Origin of the sequence: Ruthenibacterium sp. (genome assembly GCF_017421385.1) — a bacterium.
GTDB lineage: Bacteria > Bacillota > Clostridia > Oscillospirales > Ruminococcaceae > Ruthenibacterium > Ruthenibacterium lactatiformans.
Genome location: NZ_JAFOIN010000081.1, coordinates 149,553 through 168,904 on the forward strand (window position 1 = coordinate 149,553; position 19,352 = coordinate 168,904).

The 19,352-nt window shown below is 54.6% G+C and carries 18 protein-coding genes; 12 read left to right on the plus strand and 6 right to left on the minus strand.

Features of this window, described 5'->3' with window-relative positions; genetic code table 11:
- Positions 1–48: 48 nt before the first annotated feature.
- A complete protein-coding gene (locus tag IIY41_RS09775; RefSeq protein ID WP_009324093.1) occupies positions 49–681 on the minus strand; it encodes a flavin reductase in 633 nt (210 codons plus the stop codon).
- Positions 682–949: 268 nt separating this feature from the next.
- Here IIY41_RS09775 and IIY41_RS09780 point away from each other — a divergent pair, with 268 nt between their 5' ends.
- From IIY41_RS09780 to IIY41_RS09795, 4 genes are all read left to right on the plus strand, one after another.
- Entirely contained in the window at positions 950–2,350 is a 1,401-nt protein-coding gene (locus IIY41_RS09780) for an ROK family protein (protein ID WP_009324095.1), read from the plus strand.
- 139 nt (positions 2,351–2,489) lie between these two features.
- Positions 2,490–2,939 carry a NanQ anomerase/TabA/YiaL family protein gene (locus IIY41_RS09785; RefSeq protein WP_050005201.1) on the plus strand — a complete coding sequence of 150 codons (450 nt, stop codon included), beginning with the start codon at positions 2,490–2,492 and terminating at the stop codon, positions 2,937–2,939.
- A 104-nt stretch (positions 2,940–3,043) separates the two neighbouring features.
- Positions 3,044–3,670, plus strand: coding sequence for a uridine kinase (udk, locus tag IIY41_RS09790; RefSeq protein WP_009324098.1), 627 nt, complete (start codon positions 3,044–3,046; stop codon positions 3,668–3,670).
- A gap of 146 nt (positions 3,671–3,816) precedes the next feature.
- Complete coding sequence (locus IIY41_RS09795; RefSeq protein ID WP_055080216.1) at positions 3,817–4,578, plus strand: MerR family transcriptional regulator; 762 nt, start codon at positions 3,817–3,819, stop codon at positions 4,576–4,578.
- Positions 4,579–4,701: 123 nt separating this feature from the next.
- Here the strand turns inward: IIY41_RS09795 and IIY41_RS09800 are convergent, their stop codons facing one another.
- Positions 4,702–5,355 carry a GNAT family N-acetyltransferase gene (locus IIY41_RS09800; protein WP_009324100.1) on the minus strand — a complete coding sequence of 218 codons (654 nt, stop codon included), beginning with the start codon at positions 5,353–5,355 and terminating at the stop codon, positions 4,702–4,704.
- A gap of 83 nt (positions 5,356–5,438) precedes the next feature.
- Between IIY41_RS09800 and IIY41_RS09805 the strand changes: the two genes are divergently transcribed.
- Positions 5,439–6,251 (plus strand): MerR family transcriptional regulator, encoded by an 813-nt coding sequence (locus IIY41_RS09805; RefSeq protein ID WP_117460022.1) that lies wholly within the window; start codon positions 5,439–5,441, stop codon positions 6,249–6,251.
- Between the two features lie 29 nt (positions 6,252–6,280).
- Here IIY41_RS09805 and IIY41_RS09810 read toward each other — a convergent pair whose 3' ends face one another.
- Together IIY41_RS09810 and IIY41_RS09815 are read right to left on the minus strand one after the other, a co-directional pair.
- Positions 6,281–7,270 carry a S66 family peptidase gene (locus tag IIY41_RS09810; RefSeq protein WP_117460024.1) on the minus strand — a complete coding sequence of 330 codons (990 nt, stop codon included), beginning with the start codon at positions 7,268–7,270 and terminating at the stop codon, positions 6,281–6,283.
- 115 nt (positions 7,271–7,385) lie between these two features.
- Positions 7,386–8,447, minus strand: coding sequence for a hypothetical protein (locus IIY41_RS09815; protein ID WP_287400537.1), 1,062 nt, complete (start codon positions 8,445–8,447; stop codon positions 7,386–7,388).
- Positions 8,448–8,527: 80 nt separating this feature from the next.
- On the opposite strand from IIY41_RS09815, the gene IIY41_RS09820 reads away from it, so the two are divergent.
- The 3 genes from IIY41_RS09820 (at position 8,528) to IIY41_RS09830 (ending at position 10,923) form a co-directional block, all read left to right on the plus strand.
- The gene (locus tag IIY41_RS09820) at positions 8,528–8,695 is read left to right on the plus strand and encodes a hypothetical protein (protein ID WP_009324104.1); all 168 of its coding nucleotides are present in this window, start codon (positions 8,528–8,530) and stop codon (positions 8,693–8,695) included.
- A gap of 261 nt (positions 8,696–8,956) precedes the next feature.
- Positions 8,957–10,291 carry an MATE family efflux transporter gene (locus IIY41_RS09825; protein ID WP_287400539.1) on the plus strand — a complete coding sequence of 445 codons (1,335 nt, stop codon included), beginning with the start codon at positions 8,957–8,959 and terminating at the stop codon, positions 10,289–10,291.
- Positions 10,279–10,923: a cytidylate kinase-like family protein gene (locus IIY41_RS09830; RefSeq protein WP_287400541.1), complete on the plus strand. Its 645-nt coding sequence runs from the start codon at positions 10,279–10,281 to the stop codon at positions 10,921–10,923. The genes IIY41_RS09825 and IIY41_RS09830 overlap by 13 nt, the downstream gene beginning before the upstream one ends.
- 545 nt (positions 10,924–11,468) lie before the next feature.
- Here the strand turns inward: IIY41_RS09830 and IIY41_RS09835 are convergent.
- Entirely contained in the window at positions 11,469–12,398 is a 930-nt protein-coding gene (locus IIY41_RS09835; protein WP_055080209.1) for an L-lactate dehydrogenase, read from the minus strand.
- A gap of 145 nt (positions 12,399–12,543) precedes the next feature.
- On the opposite strand from IIY41_RS09835, the gene IIY41_RS09840 reads away from it, so the two are divergent.
- The 4 genes from IIY41_RS09840 (at position 12,544) to IIY41_RS09855 (ending at position 18,057) form a co-directional block, all read left to right on the plus strand.
- The gene (locus IIY41_RS09840; RefSeq protein ID WP_287400543.1) at positions 12,544–13,752 is read left to right on the plus strand and encodes an MFS transporter; all 1,209 of its coding nucleotides are present in this window, start codon (positions 12,544–12,546) and stop codon (positions 13,750–13,752) included.
- A gap of 411 nt (positions 13,753–14,163) precedes the next feature.
- Positions 14,164–15,000 (plus strand): DNA adenine methylase, encoded by an 837-nt coding sequence (locus IIY41_RS09845; RefSeq protein ID WP_055080208.1) that lies wholly within the window; start codon positions 14,164–14,166, stop codon positions 14,998–15,000.
- Positions 14,993–16,285: a type II restriction enzyme gene (locus tag IIY41_RS09850; protein ID WP_055080207.1), complete on the plus strand. Its 1,293-nt coding sequence runs from the start codon at positions 14,993–14,995 to the stop codon at positions 16,283–16,285. The genes IIY41_RS09845 and IIY41_RS09850 overlap by 8 nt, the downstream gene beginning before the upstream one ends.
- 215 nt (positions 16,286–16,500) lie before the next feature.
- The gene (locus IIY41_RS09855; protein WP_154522292.1) at positions 16,501–18,057 is read left to right on the plus strand and encodes an IS1182 family transposase; all 1,557 of its coding nucleotides are present in this window, start codon (positions 16,501–16,503) and stop codon (positions 18,055–18,057) included.
- Between the two features lie 290 nt (positions 18,058–18,347).
- Here the strand turns inward: IIY41_RS09855 and IIY41_RS09860 are convergent, their stop codons facing one another.
- Entirely contained in the window at positions 18,348–19,298 is a 951-nt protein-coding gene (locus IIY41_RS09860; RefSeq protein WP_205485768.1) for a GNAT family N-acetyltransferase, read from the minus strand.
- Between the last annotated feature and the right edge of the window lie 54 nt (positions 19,299–19,352).

Here is a 19,352-nt window from a genome sequence, read left to right on the forward strand (position 1 = left end):
TAAGGGAAGCGCCCGCCGCGCTGTTTTACATTGTTTTCCCGGGAAAACTCAACCGGTGATTTTTTCAAATACTTCCGCACCCTGGCCGCAGATGGGACATTTGTAGTTGGCGGGAAGGGTCTCGCCCTCATAGATATAGCCGCACACCGTGCAGCGCCATCCCGTCACCTTTTCTTCGGGCGGACGGTAGCTGGAGGCCTTGGGCGGTGTGAGGCCTTTCTTTACCGCGTGGTAATAATCATAGGTCATCTGCGGAACATCGTCCAGCACGGCCCAGTCATCCACGCGCGCCACGAACAGGATGTGTGTGCCGAGGTCCACCTCGTTCACTACGGTGCAGGCGAAGCGCGCCGCACACTGCTCTGTCACATAGGGCACGCCGTTTATATCCCGCGCCCAGGCAAAGCCCGCGAACTTGTCCACATCCCGGCTGCACTGGAACCCGAACCGGCCGATCAGCTCCATCGAGGCGCTCTCGGCCAGCACAGTGGCCGAGAATTTGCCGGACTCCAGAATGGTCCGGGTGGTTTGATTCTCCTTATTGATGGTCACCGCCACCTGCACCGGGGAAACGGTCACCTGCCCCAGTGTGTTGACGATGCAGCCCGCCGCTTTTCCGCCGGCTTCGGAGGAGACGATGTACAGCCCGTAGCTGAGTTTATCGAATGCGTGATAATCCATAGATGGGCCTCCCTGAAATCATTATTGATAATAGTTTTCATTATAATGCGAAAAATTTTTCCGTCAAGACGCGGGGCGCATTTCCCTGTTTTTATTATGGCACATTTTTGCACAAAAAAGAAGCTGTGGGCCAAACGAAACTGAAAGTGCAAAAAACGAATACGGCAAGCGCAAGAAAACCGCGCGCGTCTGTGTTAAAATGAAAGCAAACAATCGCGGCCCGGCGCTGTTTGACGCGGGCCTTTCAACAAAAAAGGAGTGTGCGCGCATGAATTTCCTGAATGTGGACATCCCCGTCAAAAACGTGCCGGAGCTGGACAAGGGCTTTGTGCCCCTGGGCCTGTTCTTCAAAAATTACCAGAAGGGCGCGGCGAAGCCCCTGTGCATCGCCGTGGAACGCTCGGGCGGCCAGATCGGCACCTACGAGACCAAGATCTACGGCACGCCGGAAATGGAGCAGGCCGACGCGTATTATGTGGACCGTCTGGTCAAATTCCTTTTGTGGAGCTGGGGCGGCTTCAAGGTGAGCATCTGCGGCGACGACAACGTGGCCGCGGCCATCCGCGCCGCGTACAGCGAGGGCGGCTCCCGCGCCTTTGACAAGGGCTTTATGGAGCAGGTGTACGAGACGGAGTTCATCGTCGAGAGCCTGCCCTACGACAAAAAGCCCGAGGCAGTGCAGCGCGCCGAATCCATCGGCCGCCACCTGGACGGCGGGCGCATCGGCTTCGACGCCGGCGGCTCGGACCGCAAGGTGTCCGCCGTGCTGGACGGCGAGCCCATTTACAGCGAGGAAGTCGTATGGTTCCCCAAGACGATCTCCAACCCCGATTACCACTTTGAAGGCATCATGGCGGCGCTGTCCACAGCCGCGGCCAAGATTTTGGAAAAGGGCGGCCATGTGGACGCCATCGGCGTGTCTTCCGCGGGCGTGTACATCGACAACAAGTGCATGGTCGCCAGTTTGTTTTTGAAGGTGGGTAAGGACGAGTTCGACAAGAAGGTCAAGAACATTTACACCCGTGCGGCCGAGCAGCTTTCCAGCCAGCTTGGTTATCACATCCCCGTGGTGGTGGCCAACGACGGCGACGTCAGCGCGCTGGCGGGCGCCATGGGCCTGGGCGAAAACGGCATCATGGGCATCGCCATGGGCACCAGCGAGGCTGTGGGCTATGTGGATACCGAGGGCAACATCTGCGGCTGGCTGAACGAGCTTGCCTTTGCTCCCGTGGACGGCCAGCCGGACGCCATGGAGGATGAGTGGAGCGGCGACATCGGCTGCGGCGTGAAATACTTCAGCCAGGACGGCGTCATCAAGCTGGCCCCGCGCGCGGGCATCGAGCTGACGGGCGCGTCTCCGGCTGAAAAGCTCAAGGAAGTGCAGGCCCTGATGGCCGCGGATGACGCCCGCGCCAAGGCTGTGTACGAATCCATCGGCGTATACCTGGGCCACACGCTGGGCCTGTACGCCATGTTCTACGACATCCGCCACGTGCAGATGATGGGCCGCGTGATGAGCGGCAAGGGCGGCGACATCATTATGGAAACGGCCTCCCGCGTAATGGACGAGGAATACCCGGACGTGGCCTTCCGCCCCGAAGCACCCGACGAAAAAACGCGCCGCGTGGGCCAGAGCGCCGCGGCTGCCAGCCTGCCGGAGCTGAAATAATTCCGGCTTGCCGCATAATAAAAACCGCGCGAAGGATTTATTTCCTCCGCGCGGTTTGTTATAATTGGGAAAAGCGGATGTGAAATGCTGAAGGAAGCGCCGGCGGCCGCTCCGCCGTTCAAAAGAAAAGAGGATATTTATGCTGTACGATACGCTGGAAAATCTGAACCAGTACACGGGCCTGTTCCCAAACCTGGACAAAGCCATTGATTTTATTGAGGACAACGACGTTTCCGCGCTGCCTTTGGGCCGCACGGAGATCGACGGGGACGACGTGTACGTCACGGTGATGGAGGCCGAGCCCACGCCCGGCGAGGGACGCGCATTCGAGACGCATTCCCGCTATATGGATCTTCAGATGGACCTGGAGGGTGCGGAGCTGTGCGAGGTGGCGCTGGGCGATGTGGAGGAAGCAGAGCCCTATGACGAGGAAAAGGATTTTGCGCTATGGAACGGAGCCGCCAGCGCCGCGTTGGTACTGGGAGAGGGCCGGTTCGCAGTGTTTATGGTGGAGGAGCCGCATAAGCCTGCCATTAAGGCGCAGGGCTGCGATAAGGTGAAAAAAGCGGTGTTCAAGATCGCATACTGAACCGGAGGGTGCAAAACAGCCGCAGGTTGTTTGGAGCTGGTCCGGCGGGGCCGCCGGAATGGCGCTTGGCGTGCGGCACGAAAAAGAACGGGAGGCATTGCGGGATGGAGAGCTTTATCATCGGCATAGCGGGGGGCACGGGCAGCGGCAAAACGACGCTGACAAAGCGGCTGAAGGAGCGCTTCGGCGACGACGTTTCGGTCATCAGCCACGACAATTACTACAAGCGCCACGATGAGCTGCCCTATGAGGAGCGCTGCAGGCTGAATTACGACCATCCGGACGCATTCGATACAGATCTGATGGTGGAGCAGGTTCAGGCGCTGCGCCGGGGCGAGACGATCGCCTGCCCGGTGTACGACTTTACGGTGCACAACCGTTCCGAGGACACGCTGCTCATTGCGCCCACAAGCGTCATCATCCTTGAGGGCATTCTCATTTTTGCGGATTCCAAGCTGCGGGATCTGATGGATGTGAAGATATTTGTGGATACCGACGCGGACGTGCGTATTCTGCGCCGCGTGGTGCGGGACGTGAAGAAGCGCGGCCGCACGCTGGAGAGCGTGGTGCAGCAATATCTTACGACCGTCAAGCCTATGCACGAGCAGTTTGTGGAGCCGAGCAAGCGCTGTGCGGACATCATCGTGCCCGAGGGCGGCAAAAATCTGGTTGCACTGGATATGATCATCCAGCGGGTGGAACACCATATCCGCGGCCAGCAGGAGCCTTGAACGGGACAGGCCGGGACGGATTTTTTCCGCCTCGGCAAAATTTTTGCTTGACTCTGACGGTGCGTCATAGTGTATTGTAGCTTTTGGGAGGCATGGATGCGGCGGCACACCGCCGCCTGCCTCCCGGACAGAAAGGAGGAACAGCCATGGAATACACCGTAAACGGCCTTGCACGGCTGGCGGGCGTGAGCGTACGCACGCTGCACTGGTACGATGAGATCGGCCTGCTGCGCCCGGCCCGCGTCACCGAAGCGGGCTACCGGATGTACGGCCCGGATGAGGTGGATGCGCTGCAGAGCATCCTGTTCTACCGGGCGCTTGGCGTGCCGCTCAAACAGATCGGTGCGCTGATGGCGGACGCCTCCGCCGGACGGCTGGCCGCTTTGCAGAGCCATCGCGCCGCGCTGCTTTGCCGGCGCGCGCAGATGGACGCCCTGCTGGCCACGCTGGACAAAACCATTTTGACGGAAGAAGGGAAATGTGCGATGACAGACGCAGAGAAATTTGAGGGCTTCAAACAGAAGCTCGTGGCGGAAAACGAGGCCGAATACGGCGCAGAGGCAAGGGGCAAATACGGAGACACGGCCGTGGATGCCTCCAACGCGAAGCTGATGGGGCTTTCGCCCGAGCAGTACGGCGAGATGCAGAAGCTGAGCGCGCGGATCAACGCCGCTCTGGCCGCCGCGGTGCGCGCGGGCGAAGCGCCGGACGGGCCCGAGGGGCGGCGCATCGCCGGGCTGCATAAGCAGTGGCTGTGCTTCACTTGGCCCAAGTACACGCCCAAGGCACACCTCGGCTTGGCAGAAATGTATGTGGCGGACGAACGCTTCACTGCCTACTACGACGCTGAAACGCCGGGCTGCGCGGCTTTTTTGCGGGACGCGGTGGCGGCTTTCACGGGCTGCTGAGACGGTGCGGCCGCAGAGGCCGGCATAAAAGCAACCGCAAAGCGGCAAAAAACGCTCCGGGCGCCCGGCTGAACGATGCCGGCCGCGTCCGGGGCGCTTTGTTTGAAAGCACGGCGCGTCTGTTTACGTGGAGGCACCTTTGCCGTGCAGGCTTTTTGTTCGTTTGCAGTCGTAAATAAAAAAGCGCGTGGAAGCGGCTTTCCCGTTGATATGGAACAGATGCTCCTTTTCGCAGCGGCGCCGCATGCCCTGGTGTTCGTAAAAGCCGTAGTTGCAGCTTGTGTCGGTGAACAAATAAATTTCGTCTAATTTTTGTTGGCCGGTATAATCGAGAGCCGCCTGAAACAGCGCTTTGCCTACGCCTTGTCCGCGGCACGAGGGACTCACCACAAACAATGCAAGCTCCGCCGGATAGTTCTTGCCGCTTTCGCGCAGCAATTCCCTGTCTATCCCCGTGACGTTTTCAAAAATTTTGGATACGGCCCGGCCCTCTTTGGTGAGATAGAGCGACAGAACGGCCCGAAGCTGCCGGAATCTGTTTGGAAGCGGACACGTGTGACGCGCGATATCCTTTACCAGAATAATGCCCACGGGTTTGCCGTTCAGCACGGCCACCCGGGAGAATGTGTAATTGGTCAGACAACTGCTCAAAAATACGTCGGCCAGCCGGGACGCGGTTTTTGGGCTGCTGAATTCGTCGTAGCGCCAGGTTTTGCGGATGATGTTTTTTAAAGCGATAAAGTCATTTTTTTGATATTCTCTCAATTGCAGCGGCATGAAGGGCCTCCTTGTTTTATATCTCGGTATCCTATAAGATAAAGGATACAGTAACTGTAAAGTCAACAGGGAGAGCTGCACAAATGAAGAAAAGTTTTAAAAGCCTGACAACGGCCCAGTTTGCAAAGCTGCACGGGGTGAACAAGCGCACGCTGCACTACTATGATGACATCGGCCTTTTCAGCCCGCGGGCAAAGGGAGAAAACGGTTACCGCTTTTACGACGCCGCCCAAAGCCTGGATTTTGAATACATCCGCATGCTCAAGGAGCTGAACATGAGCATCGATGAGATTGCAGCGTACTGCAAAGCGCCCACACCCGCCCGCTTTCTTGAAATAGCGTCCGCCAAGGAAGAAGAGATCGGCCGGCAGATCAAAAAGCTGCGGCACGCCCAAAAGGTACTGCGCGCAAAAAGGGAACAGGCCGCTTTTTGCGGAGAGCTGCGGGAACGGGAGATCAGAATAGAAGCGTGCAGGGCCGAGAGGCTTCTGGTACTGCCCTATGACTTTGCAGAGGACGACATGCAGCGGGTGTTCGCCCATGCCAAAGAGAAATGGAGCATAGAGCAGATCCGTATGGGCATCGGCGGTTTTATTTCGCTGGACAAGGTGTACAGCGGAAACTTTGAGGCTTATGATGGAATCTATACGCCCGCGTTGAGCAGCGCGTCTGCGGCGGACAGCCTGACGCGCCCAAAGGGGAACTATTTGTGCGGATATCAGAAAGGCGTTTGGAGCAGGCTGCCGCTGCTGTACGAGGCAATGACCGAATATGCAGAACAAAATGGCCTGAGGCTTTCCGGATATGCCTACGAGGTAGGGATGAATGAATTCATGATCTCAGCCCCAGACGAATACATTACAAAGGTCATGATTTTGATACAGGAAAATGTATAACCGCAAGGCGGCAAAGCGGGGCTGGAGCGCTATTCCTCCAGCAGCGTGACCGTCTGCGCGTCTGCATCCAGCCGGACCTTTGCGCCGATGGGGACCGTGAGCATGGGGTGGGTATGGCAGCAGTCAAATTCCGCCAGCACGGGAAAATCTACATCTCCCATCACCTCTTGAAGAATCTCATAGGGCTGGCGGCCCGTGCCCATATCGTCGAATTTTTCATGCTTGCCCAAAATAAGCCCGGAGATGCGTTCAAAAACGCCGGCGCATTTCAGCAGTGAAAAGCTCCGCTCCACCGTGGCCGCGTCCTTGAGGGAATCTTCGATCATCAGGATCGTTCCGTCCGTGATCTCCGGAAAATATTTTGTGCCCCAGATCCCCTGCATGGTGTTCAGATTCCCGCCGATGAGCGTGCCTGTCGCGGCTCCCGGGTGCAGCGTCAACAGCGCATTGACGCGCCCTTTCTTGGCTTTATCCTGGGAATTCCAGTCGATAAATTCGTCGGTCCACTGCGGGGGCGTGGGCAGGGTGTGAGGAAGGGTGAGCCGTTCTGTTACAATGTCGGTAAAATATGTATAGGTCTCGTCCACAAACGGTGGGAATTCGCCGAAGGAGGCCACCACGGCGGGGCCATAATAAGTCGTGAGCCCGGTCTGGGCATAAATGCCCAGCAGCAGCGCCGTCACATCCGAATAGCCGACGATGATCTTCGGGTCTTTGCACAGGCCCTCATACTCCAGATACGGCAGCAGGGAGTTGGAATTGTTGCCGCCGATGGCCGCCATGATGCACCGAACGTTCGGGTCGCGGACCAACGCGTTGAATTCCTCCGCCCGCTCCCGGATCGTTCCGGAACGGTAAAAATCCCGCCGACCTGTCAGAGAACCCTCCAAAAAGCGAAAGCCTTTGGCTTCCAGATATTCTTTGCCGCGCCGGTAGCGCGCCGCGGCCGTCGCCGTGGCGGGGGACGAGGGGGAAAACACCGCGATGGTGTCCCCCGGGCGGAGCTTTGCGGGTATCATGAGCATTCCCTCTCTTTCGGTAAAATGCAATGTGTGCCGCGCCGACGGCAGGCATCAACCGGTATATTATAGCACGGGGAGCTTTTGAGCGGCAAGGCGGCCCGGGCGCAGGGGGTCACGCGGCGTCATCTTCCGGCCCCGCTCCGGCGTCCGGCGGAACGCCCGCTGCTTCTTCCGGGCCGGGGCCCGCCGCCGCGCTGCCGGAGCCTGTCCCGCCGCCTGCCGCAGACGGAGAGACGGGCTGTCCGTCTGCGTCTCCAGCCGCGCCCTGAGGCACACTGTCCGGGGCGGCGGATACGCCGTCGCCGCTCCACGCACTGTACGAGGAGGCGCGCTTGAAGTAGGCCGCCGCGACAGTGACGGAATTTTCCGCAAGCTCATAGCGCCCGTCCGCCCATGTGCCGGGCAGTACGCCCGCGCGGTATTGGGGAGGCTCCTTGCGCAGGAAACCGAAAATACGCTCATAGTCGAAGATCTGGGTGGCCGTCAGGTTGGTGGAGCTCTGCGCCAGAACCGCGCGCACGGCATCCGGTACTGTGTCTGCCAGCGCGTCGCCGCCGATGCGCAGAAAGGCAAGATACCCCTCCGCGCGCAGCAGTGCCTGCATGTCCGGCGTAGCCGCGCCCGCAGCCAGCACGTCTGCCAGCATCTGCGGCGTCAGCGAGACCGTCTGTACCCCGGGGATGTCCAATTGCAGCTGCCCCAGGGCCTCGGGCGTCATGTAATTGGCCAGCGGGATGCGCGCGGTACCGAAGCCCGCCGCAAGATCCACCAGACGGTCCGCGGTGCAGTAAAGGTAATTGTCGATTTCAATGTCCAGTGTTTCCATCAAAGCCGCCGCGGCCTGGGCCGGACCCGCCTGTTCGGCCGCATCTGCCAGCGTGGCGGGCCGCCCGTTCACAAGCACCACGGTCTCGCCGGGGATGGCCACCGAGCACAAATTGCCCTCCAGCGCATCGAAGCGCAGCAGCACAAAGGTCTCGGGCTGCTCCGGCCCGGTCATCAGCAAAAAGTTTTTTTCATCGCCCAGCGTGGGCTGCGCAATGGGCACGCCGCTTTGTACAGTGTCGGCGGGCGCGCTGCGCGTAAAAATGACGGCGGCTACCGCCAGATAGATGGGCAGCAGCACGGCCAGCGTGCAGCCCAGCCCCAGCCAGAACGCTTTTGCTCTGCTCACGTGCGTGCCTCCTTCCGTTTTTTGTATATATCTTGGGCGTCCGGCGCACTTTATATACAAAAAGCGGGAGGGAGAACGGTATGGAAAAGAACACGCAGCCCCAGCGGGACGCTGCCGCGCGCATCCAGAACCCAACGGTGCGGGCCATTGTGCTGCAGCCGCCCAGCGGGACGGACCCCAGCGGCAGCTATACGGGCAAGCCGCTGGACGAAACGGAAAGGCCCGTGCAGGACGCAGACGATTTGTAGCACAGGCAGAAAACCGCGGGCGGTGCAATGCGCACCGCCCGTGGTTTGTTTGGTACTCGGCAAAAAGAAAATTGCATTTATTTCAATTTGTTCTTATTGACTTTTGGAGATTTTAATAGTATAATTTCAGCGTCGAACAGCGAAAGAAGCGTAGAATCACCGACGATTCTACGCTTCTATTTTTTTGTTCTTCGTAGTTTTCAGGAAGCTTTTCTCCGATAAAGACTCCCAAAATACAGCGTAGGAGCCAAGGAGGATGTAATGGAAAACAGTAATTATCTGGGCAATGAGAAAGTGGGAAAGCTGCTTCGGCAATTTTCTATTCCCTGTATCTGCTCGCTTATCATTTCGTGTCTTTACAACATTGTAGATCAGATTTTTGTCGGAAACATGATCGGCTATGTGGCCAACGGTGCAACGGGAATTATTTTCCCGATTACAGTTGTAGGCTGGGGCATGTCGCTGTTCTTTGGTGATGGCATTGCGGCTTCTCTTTCTGTTTCCCTTGGAAGAAATGAAACAAAGAGCATTCATCGGAGCGTGGGAAACGGATTGCTTTGGACTTTTGTTTCCGGCATTGCCATTATCGCCATAAGCTATATCTGTGGAGATAATTTGTTGTGGCTCATTGGCGCAACGAATGAAAATATACAAATGGCACATAACTACGGGTTTATCATTTATGCAATGATGCCGCTGGCCATGGTACAGAACGCTTTGGCCGCGATCATCCGTGCAGATGGAAGCCCGCGATATTCCATGCTTGCCATGACTGTCGGAGCGGTTATCAATATTGTCGGAGATCCGCTTTGCATTTCCGTTTGGGGCATTCAAGGCGCGGCGGTCGCAACGGTTTTCGGTCAGTTTGTCAGCTTTATTATCTGTATTTCTTATCTTAGAAAAAGCAAAACATTTAAAATTTCTCTTGACAGCTTTAGGCCTGATTTCAAACTTACCCGAAAAATGATGTCCCTCGGTACTTCCAGCTTGCTCACACAGTTATTTATCGTAATTGTTACGATTATCAACAACATTCTGCTGGTCAAGTATGGCGCACGATCCGTTTACGGTGCGGATATTCCATTGTCGGCATTCGTTGTCATTATGAAACTGTTTCAGATCGTTCTGAATATCGCTATTGGTATTGCGGTGGGCGCACAACCGATTGTCAGTTACAACTACGGCGCAAAACAATATGACAGAGTAAAACAGCTTTTGAAGCTGGTTTTAAAGTGGACTGCAATTGTCGGTACTGTTTGTACGGCTCTGTTTGAGGCAGCCCCCAAAATGTTCATTCTTATGTTTGGTGCGGACAGCGAACTGTATTTGGATTTTGCCATTAACTGTCTGCGGATCTATCTTTCGCTCATTCTGTTTACCTGCCTGCAAAAGGTTTGTGCGATCTTTCTTCAGTCTATTGGTCATGCGAAAGCGGCGGCTCCTTTATCTGCGCTTCGTGATGTACTGTTGATTTTGATTTCCCTGGTTGCGCCCCGTCTTCTGGGGGTTACCGGCGTATTCTGGGCCGCTCCGATTGCGGATGCTTTGGCAATGGTCGTGACGGCGATCGTGATGCTCCGGCTTTGGAAAAGATAAATCAGATGGAGCAAAATAATGCTCAACAATTTACACTTCCCCAAATGCCTACTCAAAAAGGTACTGTTATTACGATTTCCCGCGAACATGGCTCCGGAGGAAAGCTCATAGGACAGCTGCTTGCCGATAAGCTGGGGATACCCTGTTACTATAAGGAAATGGTAGCGGTAGCGGCAAAAGAAAGCGGTCTTGCAAAGGAGTTTATCTCAAACATCAATGCGGATGAAAACGCTGTAATGAAAGATCTGTATCTCTCCACCGAAATCGTTCAAAATGCAATCACTGCACAGGATAAGGCGATCAGGAAAATCGCCGACAGCGGAAGCTGCGTTATCGTTGGCCGTTCTGCGAATTATGTCTTACAGGAATATCCCAATGCCATTCACGTCTTCATTTACGCGCCGAAAGATTTCCGAATAAAGCGTGTGATGGAAACATATGGAGACAGCCCTGAAAAAGCGGAAAGCAATATCCGCCGTGCCGATAGCGCCCGCGCCAATTATTACAAGAATATTTCCGGAAATACTTGGGGCGAGCGACATAACTACGATTTGCTCATAGATAGTTCTGTCGGCATTGAAAAATGTGCTTCAGCCATCGGCGAATTCATTGGAAAACGTCAAAACCAATGAGCAGGTAAGTACGGCTGGACAAGCACAATGGGTCCTGGTCACCTTGTTTAATCCCAAACGTAAATCTCTACGGTTTCCGGTACAGTAGAGCCACTCATTCCTATTTATGCGGCAATCAGGACAGCGCAAGCAAAAGTATGCTTGCGCTGTCTGTTATTATAGGGTCGTGTACCACGCTTTTAAGCCCAAAAAATTCTGGTCCCGAAGGGATTTCTGAATGGGGTTCTGATACGAAAGGCGGCGGGCCAACGGTTTTATATTCCTGCCCTAAAAAACAGCGTTTGGCTTTGGGATTTTTCGCTTGTCTGTAAGGATATCCGGGACATTAAGAGCCCTGGCCCGATCCGCTTCTGCAGGGAATAAACAACAAAAGGAATATCTTTACCCCAAAGCGGAAAAACGCTGCCTTGAATGGTCGCCGGGCATGAGGGAAAAGCTGCTGCCCTCTTAGCTTTTTTGTTTTGCAATTTGTTTGCCGACTGTTAAGCCGGGTTCGTTTTTTACCCTTTCTTATCGGCATTTGCCAAATGGCGGCAAGCTGCTTTTTACAGCTTTTCGCAGTGCTCCCGAATGATGGCGCAGCTTTTGGCAAAGCCCTCCGCCTCGCCGCGGCTCAGCGTCAGTTCGATGACCTCTTCCACACCCGCAGCGCCCAGAATACAGGGAACGCTGGCGTACACGCCGTGCTGGCCGTAAGGTCCGTCCAGCAGCGTGGAACAGGGAAGCACGGCCTTTTCATCGTGCAGAATGGCTTTGATGACCGCCGCAGCCGCCGCACCAATGCCAAATTCTGTGCAGCCCTTGCCCTGCACGATGTCCCAGCCGGCCGCCACGGTAGAGCGCCAGGCTCCGTACAGATCCGCCTGGCCGCGGGTGTCCGGCTGCTCCGCCATCCAGTCCGTCAGCGGCTTGCCGCACACAGTGGCGGCGCTGAACGCCGCGATTTGGCTGTCGCCGTGCTCGCCCAGCTCATAGGCGCAGACGCTGTGAGGCGAAACGCCCAGCATCGCCGCCAGACGTCTGCACAGCCGGGCGGAGTCCAGAGCCGTGCCCGTACCCACCACGTTCAGCCCGGTGATGCGGGCAAAATACTGCGCGATGACATCGCAGGGGTTGGAGATGGAGACTACGATGCCCGAAAAACCACTGGCGGTAAGCTGCGGGGCGATCTCCGCAATGACCTTGACCGTCGCGTCCAGCTCCAGAAGGCGGTCCTGTTCAAAAATGGTGCTGCACGCGCTGAGCACCACGATATCCGCGTCCGCCAGCGCTTCATAGCCGCCCGCGTATATTTTTGCGGGCAGCGGCATATAGGCCACGCTGTCCGCGATGTCGTCGGCATGGCGGCGCGCCTTGCCCTCGTCTGTGTCAAGCAGCACGATCTCATCGCACAGGCCCTGGGTCATCAGGCTGCTGGCCACGTGGCTGCCCACATGCCCGGCCCCGATGATGCCGATTTTCGTCGTTTTTTTCATATGTCCCATCCCTTTTTCTGTTATGAAAAAATCTTACACGCAAACCAGAGCCTCGTCAAGCGGAGAAAAGAGAAATAATCCCCCGGGCCTGTGCGCATACTATCCCGGAGGCGGGGCCGCGTGCGCCGCCCGCAAAGGAGTTGGAATGATGCAGGCGTTTTTAAAGCAGCACAGATGGGTGATCCTCGCCGCGGGCGCGGCCATCCAGGTCCTGACGGGCGTGCCCGCGGCCTGGGGCGTGTTTCAGCGCGGCGTGTGCGAGGGCTATTCCCTTTCGCAAGAGAACGCGGCCATGATTTTCAGCCTCACCATTTGTTTTTTCGGCATTGGGTGTATCCTGGGCGGCCTTTTACAGGACAAAAAGGGGCCGCGCACGGCCGGGCTTGCAGGCGCGGTGCTGCTGGCGGCGGGCTTCTGCGGCGCGGGCTTCATCCCGGGGGAAAATCCGTGGTTCTTTTACGGTGTGTTCAGCATGCCTGTGGGGCTGGGCTGTGCGTTTTTGTATCCTTCGGTCATGTCCTGCGCGCAGAAGTGGTATGCGGACCGCAAGGGCCTGGCCACAGGCGTCATTGGCGGCGCGGTGGGCGCGTCCGGCGCGGTGCTCACGTTTCTGGGCCGCTTTCTCATCGGCACCTGGAGCATCCGCACCGCGTTCTGGGTGCTGGGCCTTCTGATGCTGGCGGTGTGCGGCGCGGGCGCGGCTATTTTGGAAAACCCGGAGCAGCCGCTCCGGGAAACAGCGAAGCAGAAGCGCGGCGGAGGACCGGCACCCAAAAGGCCGCGGGACTACAGCGTAAAAGAAATGCTCAAAACAAACCAATACTGGCTGATGTTCGCCGTAGTGGGGCTTGCAACGCCGGCCGTGCTGCTGTTCAGCCCCATCATCGTGGAGCTGGCACAGGAGCGCGGGCTTTCGCAGACGGCGGCGCTGGCCTGCATCGTGGTGGGCTCGGTCTTTTCGGCGGCAGGACGGCTTTTGATGCCCTGGCTCAGCGATAAGATCGGACGGCGGTATACCGACATGCTTCTGCTGGCTGCGCTGTGCGGATTTTCGGTGTGGTTCATCTATGCAGGCAGCTGGTGGGTGATCCTGGTGTACAGTCTGCTTACGTTCTGCTATTCCGGCGAGGCCGCTGTCATTCCCGCGGCCGGAACAGACCTGTTCGGCCAGAAGAACGCGGGCATCAACTACGGCTTTCTGGCGCTGGGCATGAGTGTGGGCAGCGTAGGCTTCCCGCTGCTGGCCCGCTGCTTTGAAGGCGAGGCCGTGCGGCATTTCATTGCCATTGCGGCCACGGCGGCGGGCTTTGTGTGCCTATGGTTTTTAAAGCCCACCCAGGGCGAACGCCTGTAAGAGCGCCTGTAACGGGAGAGGGGGAAAAGGGAGATGCCTTTTGAGAGCGCCTGATGAGAAAGTATTTTATTAGAAAACATGGTGCAGCACCAAAGATATGATGCTGCACCATGTTTCTCTATGAAACCGTCAATATGTTTTTCCGGTTTGTTACAGTATGAGACATAACGAGACTAATTAGGACACAATACATAATGAGTGTCACCTCGCACAGTGTAATGACATTTTGTACGATACAACCCGCGCCAATGCTAATGAGGATTATATAACCAAGACATATTTTTTATATTGTAACAGGCAAGGTAGGAGAGACAATTGTGAACTTTCGGCGTGGCAATTGACTTTTTTAAATGAGAATGGTACAACATATAATGTATATTTGTATGAAATTCTATGAAAGGGGCTGACAACATGAAAAAAAATAAGCTAGTAGTCCCTGTTTTGAAATGGGTGGGAGGCAAAAGACAGCTTTTAGAAACTTTTCGCCCGTTGTTGCCAAGCAGAATTACAACATACTGTGAACCTTTTATTGGTGGAGGAGCGTTGTTGTTCCATCTCCAACCAAGTGTTGCATGTATAAATGATATAAATCCGGAGTTGATTCGTGTTTATACTGTAATAAAGAATGACGTGGAAGCATTGATTGCAGAACTGGAAAAGTACGAAAACACTTCCGAATATTTTTATGCCGTGAGAGACTGGGATCGTGATAAAGAGTATTATGCAAAGCTATCCGAAGTCCAAAAAGCGGCGAGAGTGCTGTATTTAAATAAAACTTGTTTTAATGGACTTTACCGTGTGAATAACGCAGGGGAGTTTAATTCACCGTTTGGTAATTACCGAAATCCCAATATCGTTAATGCGCCTGTCCTGCGTGCAGTCAGTGCATATTTTAACACAGCCGATATTAGTATGACAACAGTTGATTACGAGGATGTTCTGAAAACCTTACCAAAAGGAGCTTTTGTATACCTCGATCCCCCATATGACCCGGTTTCAGAAACCTCCAGTTTTACAGGATATTCTAAATGTGGCTTTACCCGCGCAGACCAAATTAGATTGCGTAAATGCTGTGACGAACTATCTGTCCGCGGCATAAAATTTATGCTTTCCAATTCCGCAACGGGCTTTATTATGGAGCAGTATGCTGCATATAATATTACAGTTGTACAGGCAAAGCGCGCTGTTAATGCCATAGCTTCAAAGCGTGGAGATGTTGACGAAGTGGTGGTGCGTAATTATGAGTGAGCGTCAGAAAGGCCTTAATGATATTGCATGGGAACAATTATTTAAAAAGTATGATATTCTAAAGCACATCGAAAGAACAGGACAATTTCAAATATCTTCCAAGCAAATTAAAGAAGTTCGTGAACCGCGTCTAATGTCAAAATTCGACCATACAATTAATTTGCCGCAGATATTTTCCGACAACAAGCTCTCCATTCTGCCCGTTACTCGTGGAGATTATGTTATTGCCCATTTTGACGCATACCATACATTTGAGCCAAATAATTTTTCTGTAACGAAAGTGTCGTTGCCTGCGTACATACAGAGTTTGGATAGTAGTAATATACCAAGCGAAGCCATTGCATTGAACTGTGCTGTTGTGGCGGGTATCATTGCCGACTTTTTAGGCGATGAAGAAATTGTGTCTACGGTTTCTGGCAGAATGGGGTCGGGTGTTTTCGACTTTAGCATTAACAATCTGGGAAATGATTCTTCCTATACAGTTACTGTGAACAATTCGCAGATTGAAATTGATGCGGCGTATGAGGGTATTCGCAGTCTCGCCTTGTTTGAAGCAAAGCGCGACTTATCTGACGATTTTTTAGTGCGCCAGTTGTATTATCCATACAGAGTGTGGAAGAACCGTGTAACTAAACCCGTGAGGCCGCTTTTTTTGGTGTATTCTAACGGAATTTACCATATTTACGAATATAAGTTTGCAGATCCAGGCAATTATAGTTCTATTGTCCTTGTCCAGCAGCGTAACTATACCGTAGAGGACACTACAATTACAACAGACGATATTCAACAGGTTCTACACTCCTCAATTTGCAAAGTAGAGCCGCAGTTACCATTTCCGCAGGCCGATAAATTCGACCGTGTTATCAATATATGCGAGTTGCTCAACGACCAAGATTTAAGCAGAAATGATGTAACGGAACAATATGCATTTGATGCAAGACAAACAAATTATTATACGGATGCTGCCCGGTATCTGGGGCTTATTGATAAGCGCAGGGGAAACGGCGAAGCGCTGTATAGGTTGTCTGATATAGGACGTAAAATTTTGAATATGAGTTTTAAGCAAAGACAACTTGCGTTTTGTACTTGTATTTTATCGCATGGTGTGTTTGCTGATACCCTAAAAAGATATTTTGAGACCGGGACTATGCCGAACAAAAATGAAATTATACAAATCATGAAAAAATCCAATTTGTATAATGTGAATAGCAGTAGTACATATGAACGACGTTCATCCACTATTAAAGGCTGGATAAACTGGATTGTTGAACTAATTAACGAATGATCTATTAACCGCAAGAATATCTTGATAGCTTTTAATATTGTACAGCGGATTTAAGCGACAGGACAAAATGCAAAGGGTAAAACACTGCTACAAATACAATATATAGTATGACATTAAACCAAAAGGGCCCGTTGCAAAATAGGCATTGAAAAAAACAACGAGGATAGGAGCCCGAAAGGGTTTCCTAACCTCGTTGTTTGCGTTAAGATTAATTTGTGAAGAAAAACCTAACAACGCAAGACCAGTTTACCGTATATGAGCGGAATGGTCAACTGGTACTTGCCATTCACAACGAAATTTTATTACCGGAGAACGCACCCGTGCGACTGACAAGCGCCCAGCTTGAGGAACTGGATTACAGGAAACTGTATTGCGCCTATTCTCCCCGAGGGAGGAAATCGAAGGTGGACCCACGGGTGATGTTCAAGGTAATGGTCTATGGGTATCAGTGCGGGATTTATTCCAGCCGAAAGCTGGAGGAGGCCTGCCGGTACCGTGTGGACTTTATGTGGCTGCTGGAGGATGAACCGGTGCCGGACCACAGCACCTGGGCCCGGTTTCGTACCGGGCGGTGTGCAGAGGCGGTGGAAGACCTGTTCTACCAGTATGTCCGAAAGCTGAAGGAATGGGGCGCAACAGACCATTCCGTGGTGTTTATCGACGGCACAAAGCTGGAGAGCCGAGCCGGACGCTACACCTTCTGCTGGAGAAAAAGCGTGGAGAAGCACTTGTCGAAGCTGGAGGAGAAGGTGCGGAAGTACATTGGGGTTACATCCCTAAATGCTCTAAACAGCTACCTGGAAACCCGGGCGTCAGAGGCAAGCTTCGTCCACGGCAGCGGCCGAAAGAAGAGCGAGGCCCAGAAGCAGTGGGAGGAGCTGGATGCACTGCGGCAGCGGTGGGAGGGGTATGAAGAAGCTCTGTCCCTTATGGGAAACGGACGCAACAGCTATTCCAAAACAGACCATGACGCCACCTTCATGCGCATGAAAGAGGACCATATGCGCAACGGACAATTGAAACCAGGGTATAATGTCCAGGCGGCAGTAAACAGCGAATTCATCACCGGAATCGATGTGTTTTCCAACCGGACAGACTTTGGGACGCTCATCCCCCTTCTTCGTACCATGCAGAAACGGCATGGGGCAAAGTATGAGGAAGTGACAGCGGACGCCGGTTATGAAAGCCTGGATAATTACCTGTATCTGGAGCAAAACGGCCAGACCAGCTTTATCAAGCCTTCCAATTACGAACAGAAGAAGAGCAAGAAATTCAAGAAGCAGATTGGCCGAATTGAAAATATGACCTACGATGCCGAAGAGGACTGCTTCACCTGCACCCAGGGGAGAAAGCTCCTGCTACGTCGGGAATATACAGAAGAGAAGGACGGCAGCTTTGTGACAACGGCATGGTATCGCTGCGAGGATTGCAGAGGTTGTCCCAGCAGAGAAGCCTGCTGTAAAGCCAGGGATACAGACCAGCCGAAGGAGCTCATGCTGAAAAAGACCTTTTGGGAAAAGCGTGCCTTCTCTGAGCGCAACATCCGAACCGAGCATGGTGTGCATCTGAGGATGTGCCGCTCCATCCAGTCTGAGGGCGCCTTTGCGCTGTTGAAGAATGACTTTGGCTTCCGCCGGTTTTTGACCAGAGGCAAGGCAAATGTCCGGACGGAATTGTTCTTTCTGGCTCTGGGCTTTAACCTAAAAAAATACTGGATGAAGCAGGAAAAAGGCAGATTAGGCGTCCATCTTTCTGATGTCCAGATAGCGTAGAAACCGGACAATTGAATTCTTCCACAGTTGGCGTTACTTTTCCCGGTAACGTCTGCTTCGCTATGCCCAGATACTCAAAATACCCGCCTTTTTTTCCACAGAACCTGTCCAAAACGAGGGCCCTGACCCAAAAAAGGAAGCGTCGCAGAATTCTTCATTCTGCAACGCTCCCTTTCTGTATAGGATTTTTTAAGAACTCTTGATATTGCATTGACCTGCCAAATTACTTCCCTATGTAGCGCTGGCATTTAGCCTCCTCCTCTCTTCTCTGGCGTTTTGCGGCGCCGCGTTCAGGCATGGGAAAGCAGCGGCAGCATCACGCGGTCTTCCGCAAAAATATTCGCTCCGCCCGCCAGCACGAACAAATGGTCGTCGCCCTGCACGGGCGCGCGGGCGTATGCGGCGGCGCTTGCGGGCGTGAAGCCCAGTTCGGCCCGCGCCGCGCCGGGCGAAGCGGCAGAGGCAGCGGCGCACACTGCCTGCTCCAGCGTGCAGCGGCCCGTGCCGAAAAAGTCGCAGCAGGTGAAAACGCCGTCCTCCTCCGTGGCCACACAGGCCAGATCATAAGCGGAAGAGTAATAGACGCAGTCCTTCAAAAAGCCGCTGCAATAGAACATCAGCAGGCCGGGGTTATCCAGCATGGGCAGAGCGGAGAAAGGGTTGGAGCGCTCATAGCAGCGCAGCAGCAGCGCGCGCCCGGCCTGCGTGTCCATGTCCAGCCGCGCAAAACCGCCCTCCGCCGGAGCGGCGCCCCGGGCGGGCAGCGGCAGTGTGCAGACATGCTCCCGCGCGGGGACGAAGCCGAATTTGGGATAAAACTCCAGCACCGTGCCGTTGGCATAAAGATAAACGCCGTCGCAGGTGCGGCCCCAGTCGTCCAGTACGGCTTCCATCAGACTGCGGGCAAGGCCCTTGCCGCGGTGCTCCGGAGCCGTCATCACCGTGCCCAGCTGCACCAGCCGCAGCGCCTCGCCACGCCACACCGTGTCGATGCGGTTGACCGAGACGTTGGCTGCCGCGCTGCCGTCCCGGTATACCATCGTATAGGGAACGTAGCGGTCCGTCCACCAGCCCGCGCGGTGCCATTCCTCGAACGAAAGGCCGAACACACGCCGGGCCAGTGCGAAAAAACTCTCCCGCAGGGGAGCATTGTCCCGCACCTGCTTGACGAGCGTATAGTCCATGCTCCATTTCCCCTTTCCCCGGCGGCCCTGTGCGCCGCTGCCTCTTCTGCGGGGCATTGTACCATATTTCCCCGCAGGAGAAAAGAGCGGTAAGAAAAAGCGCCGCCCGGA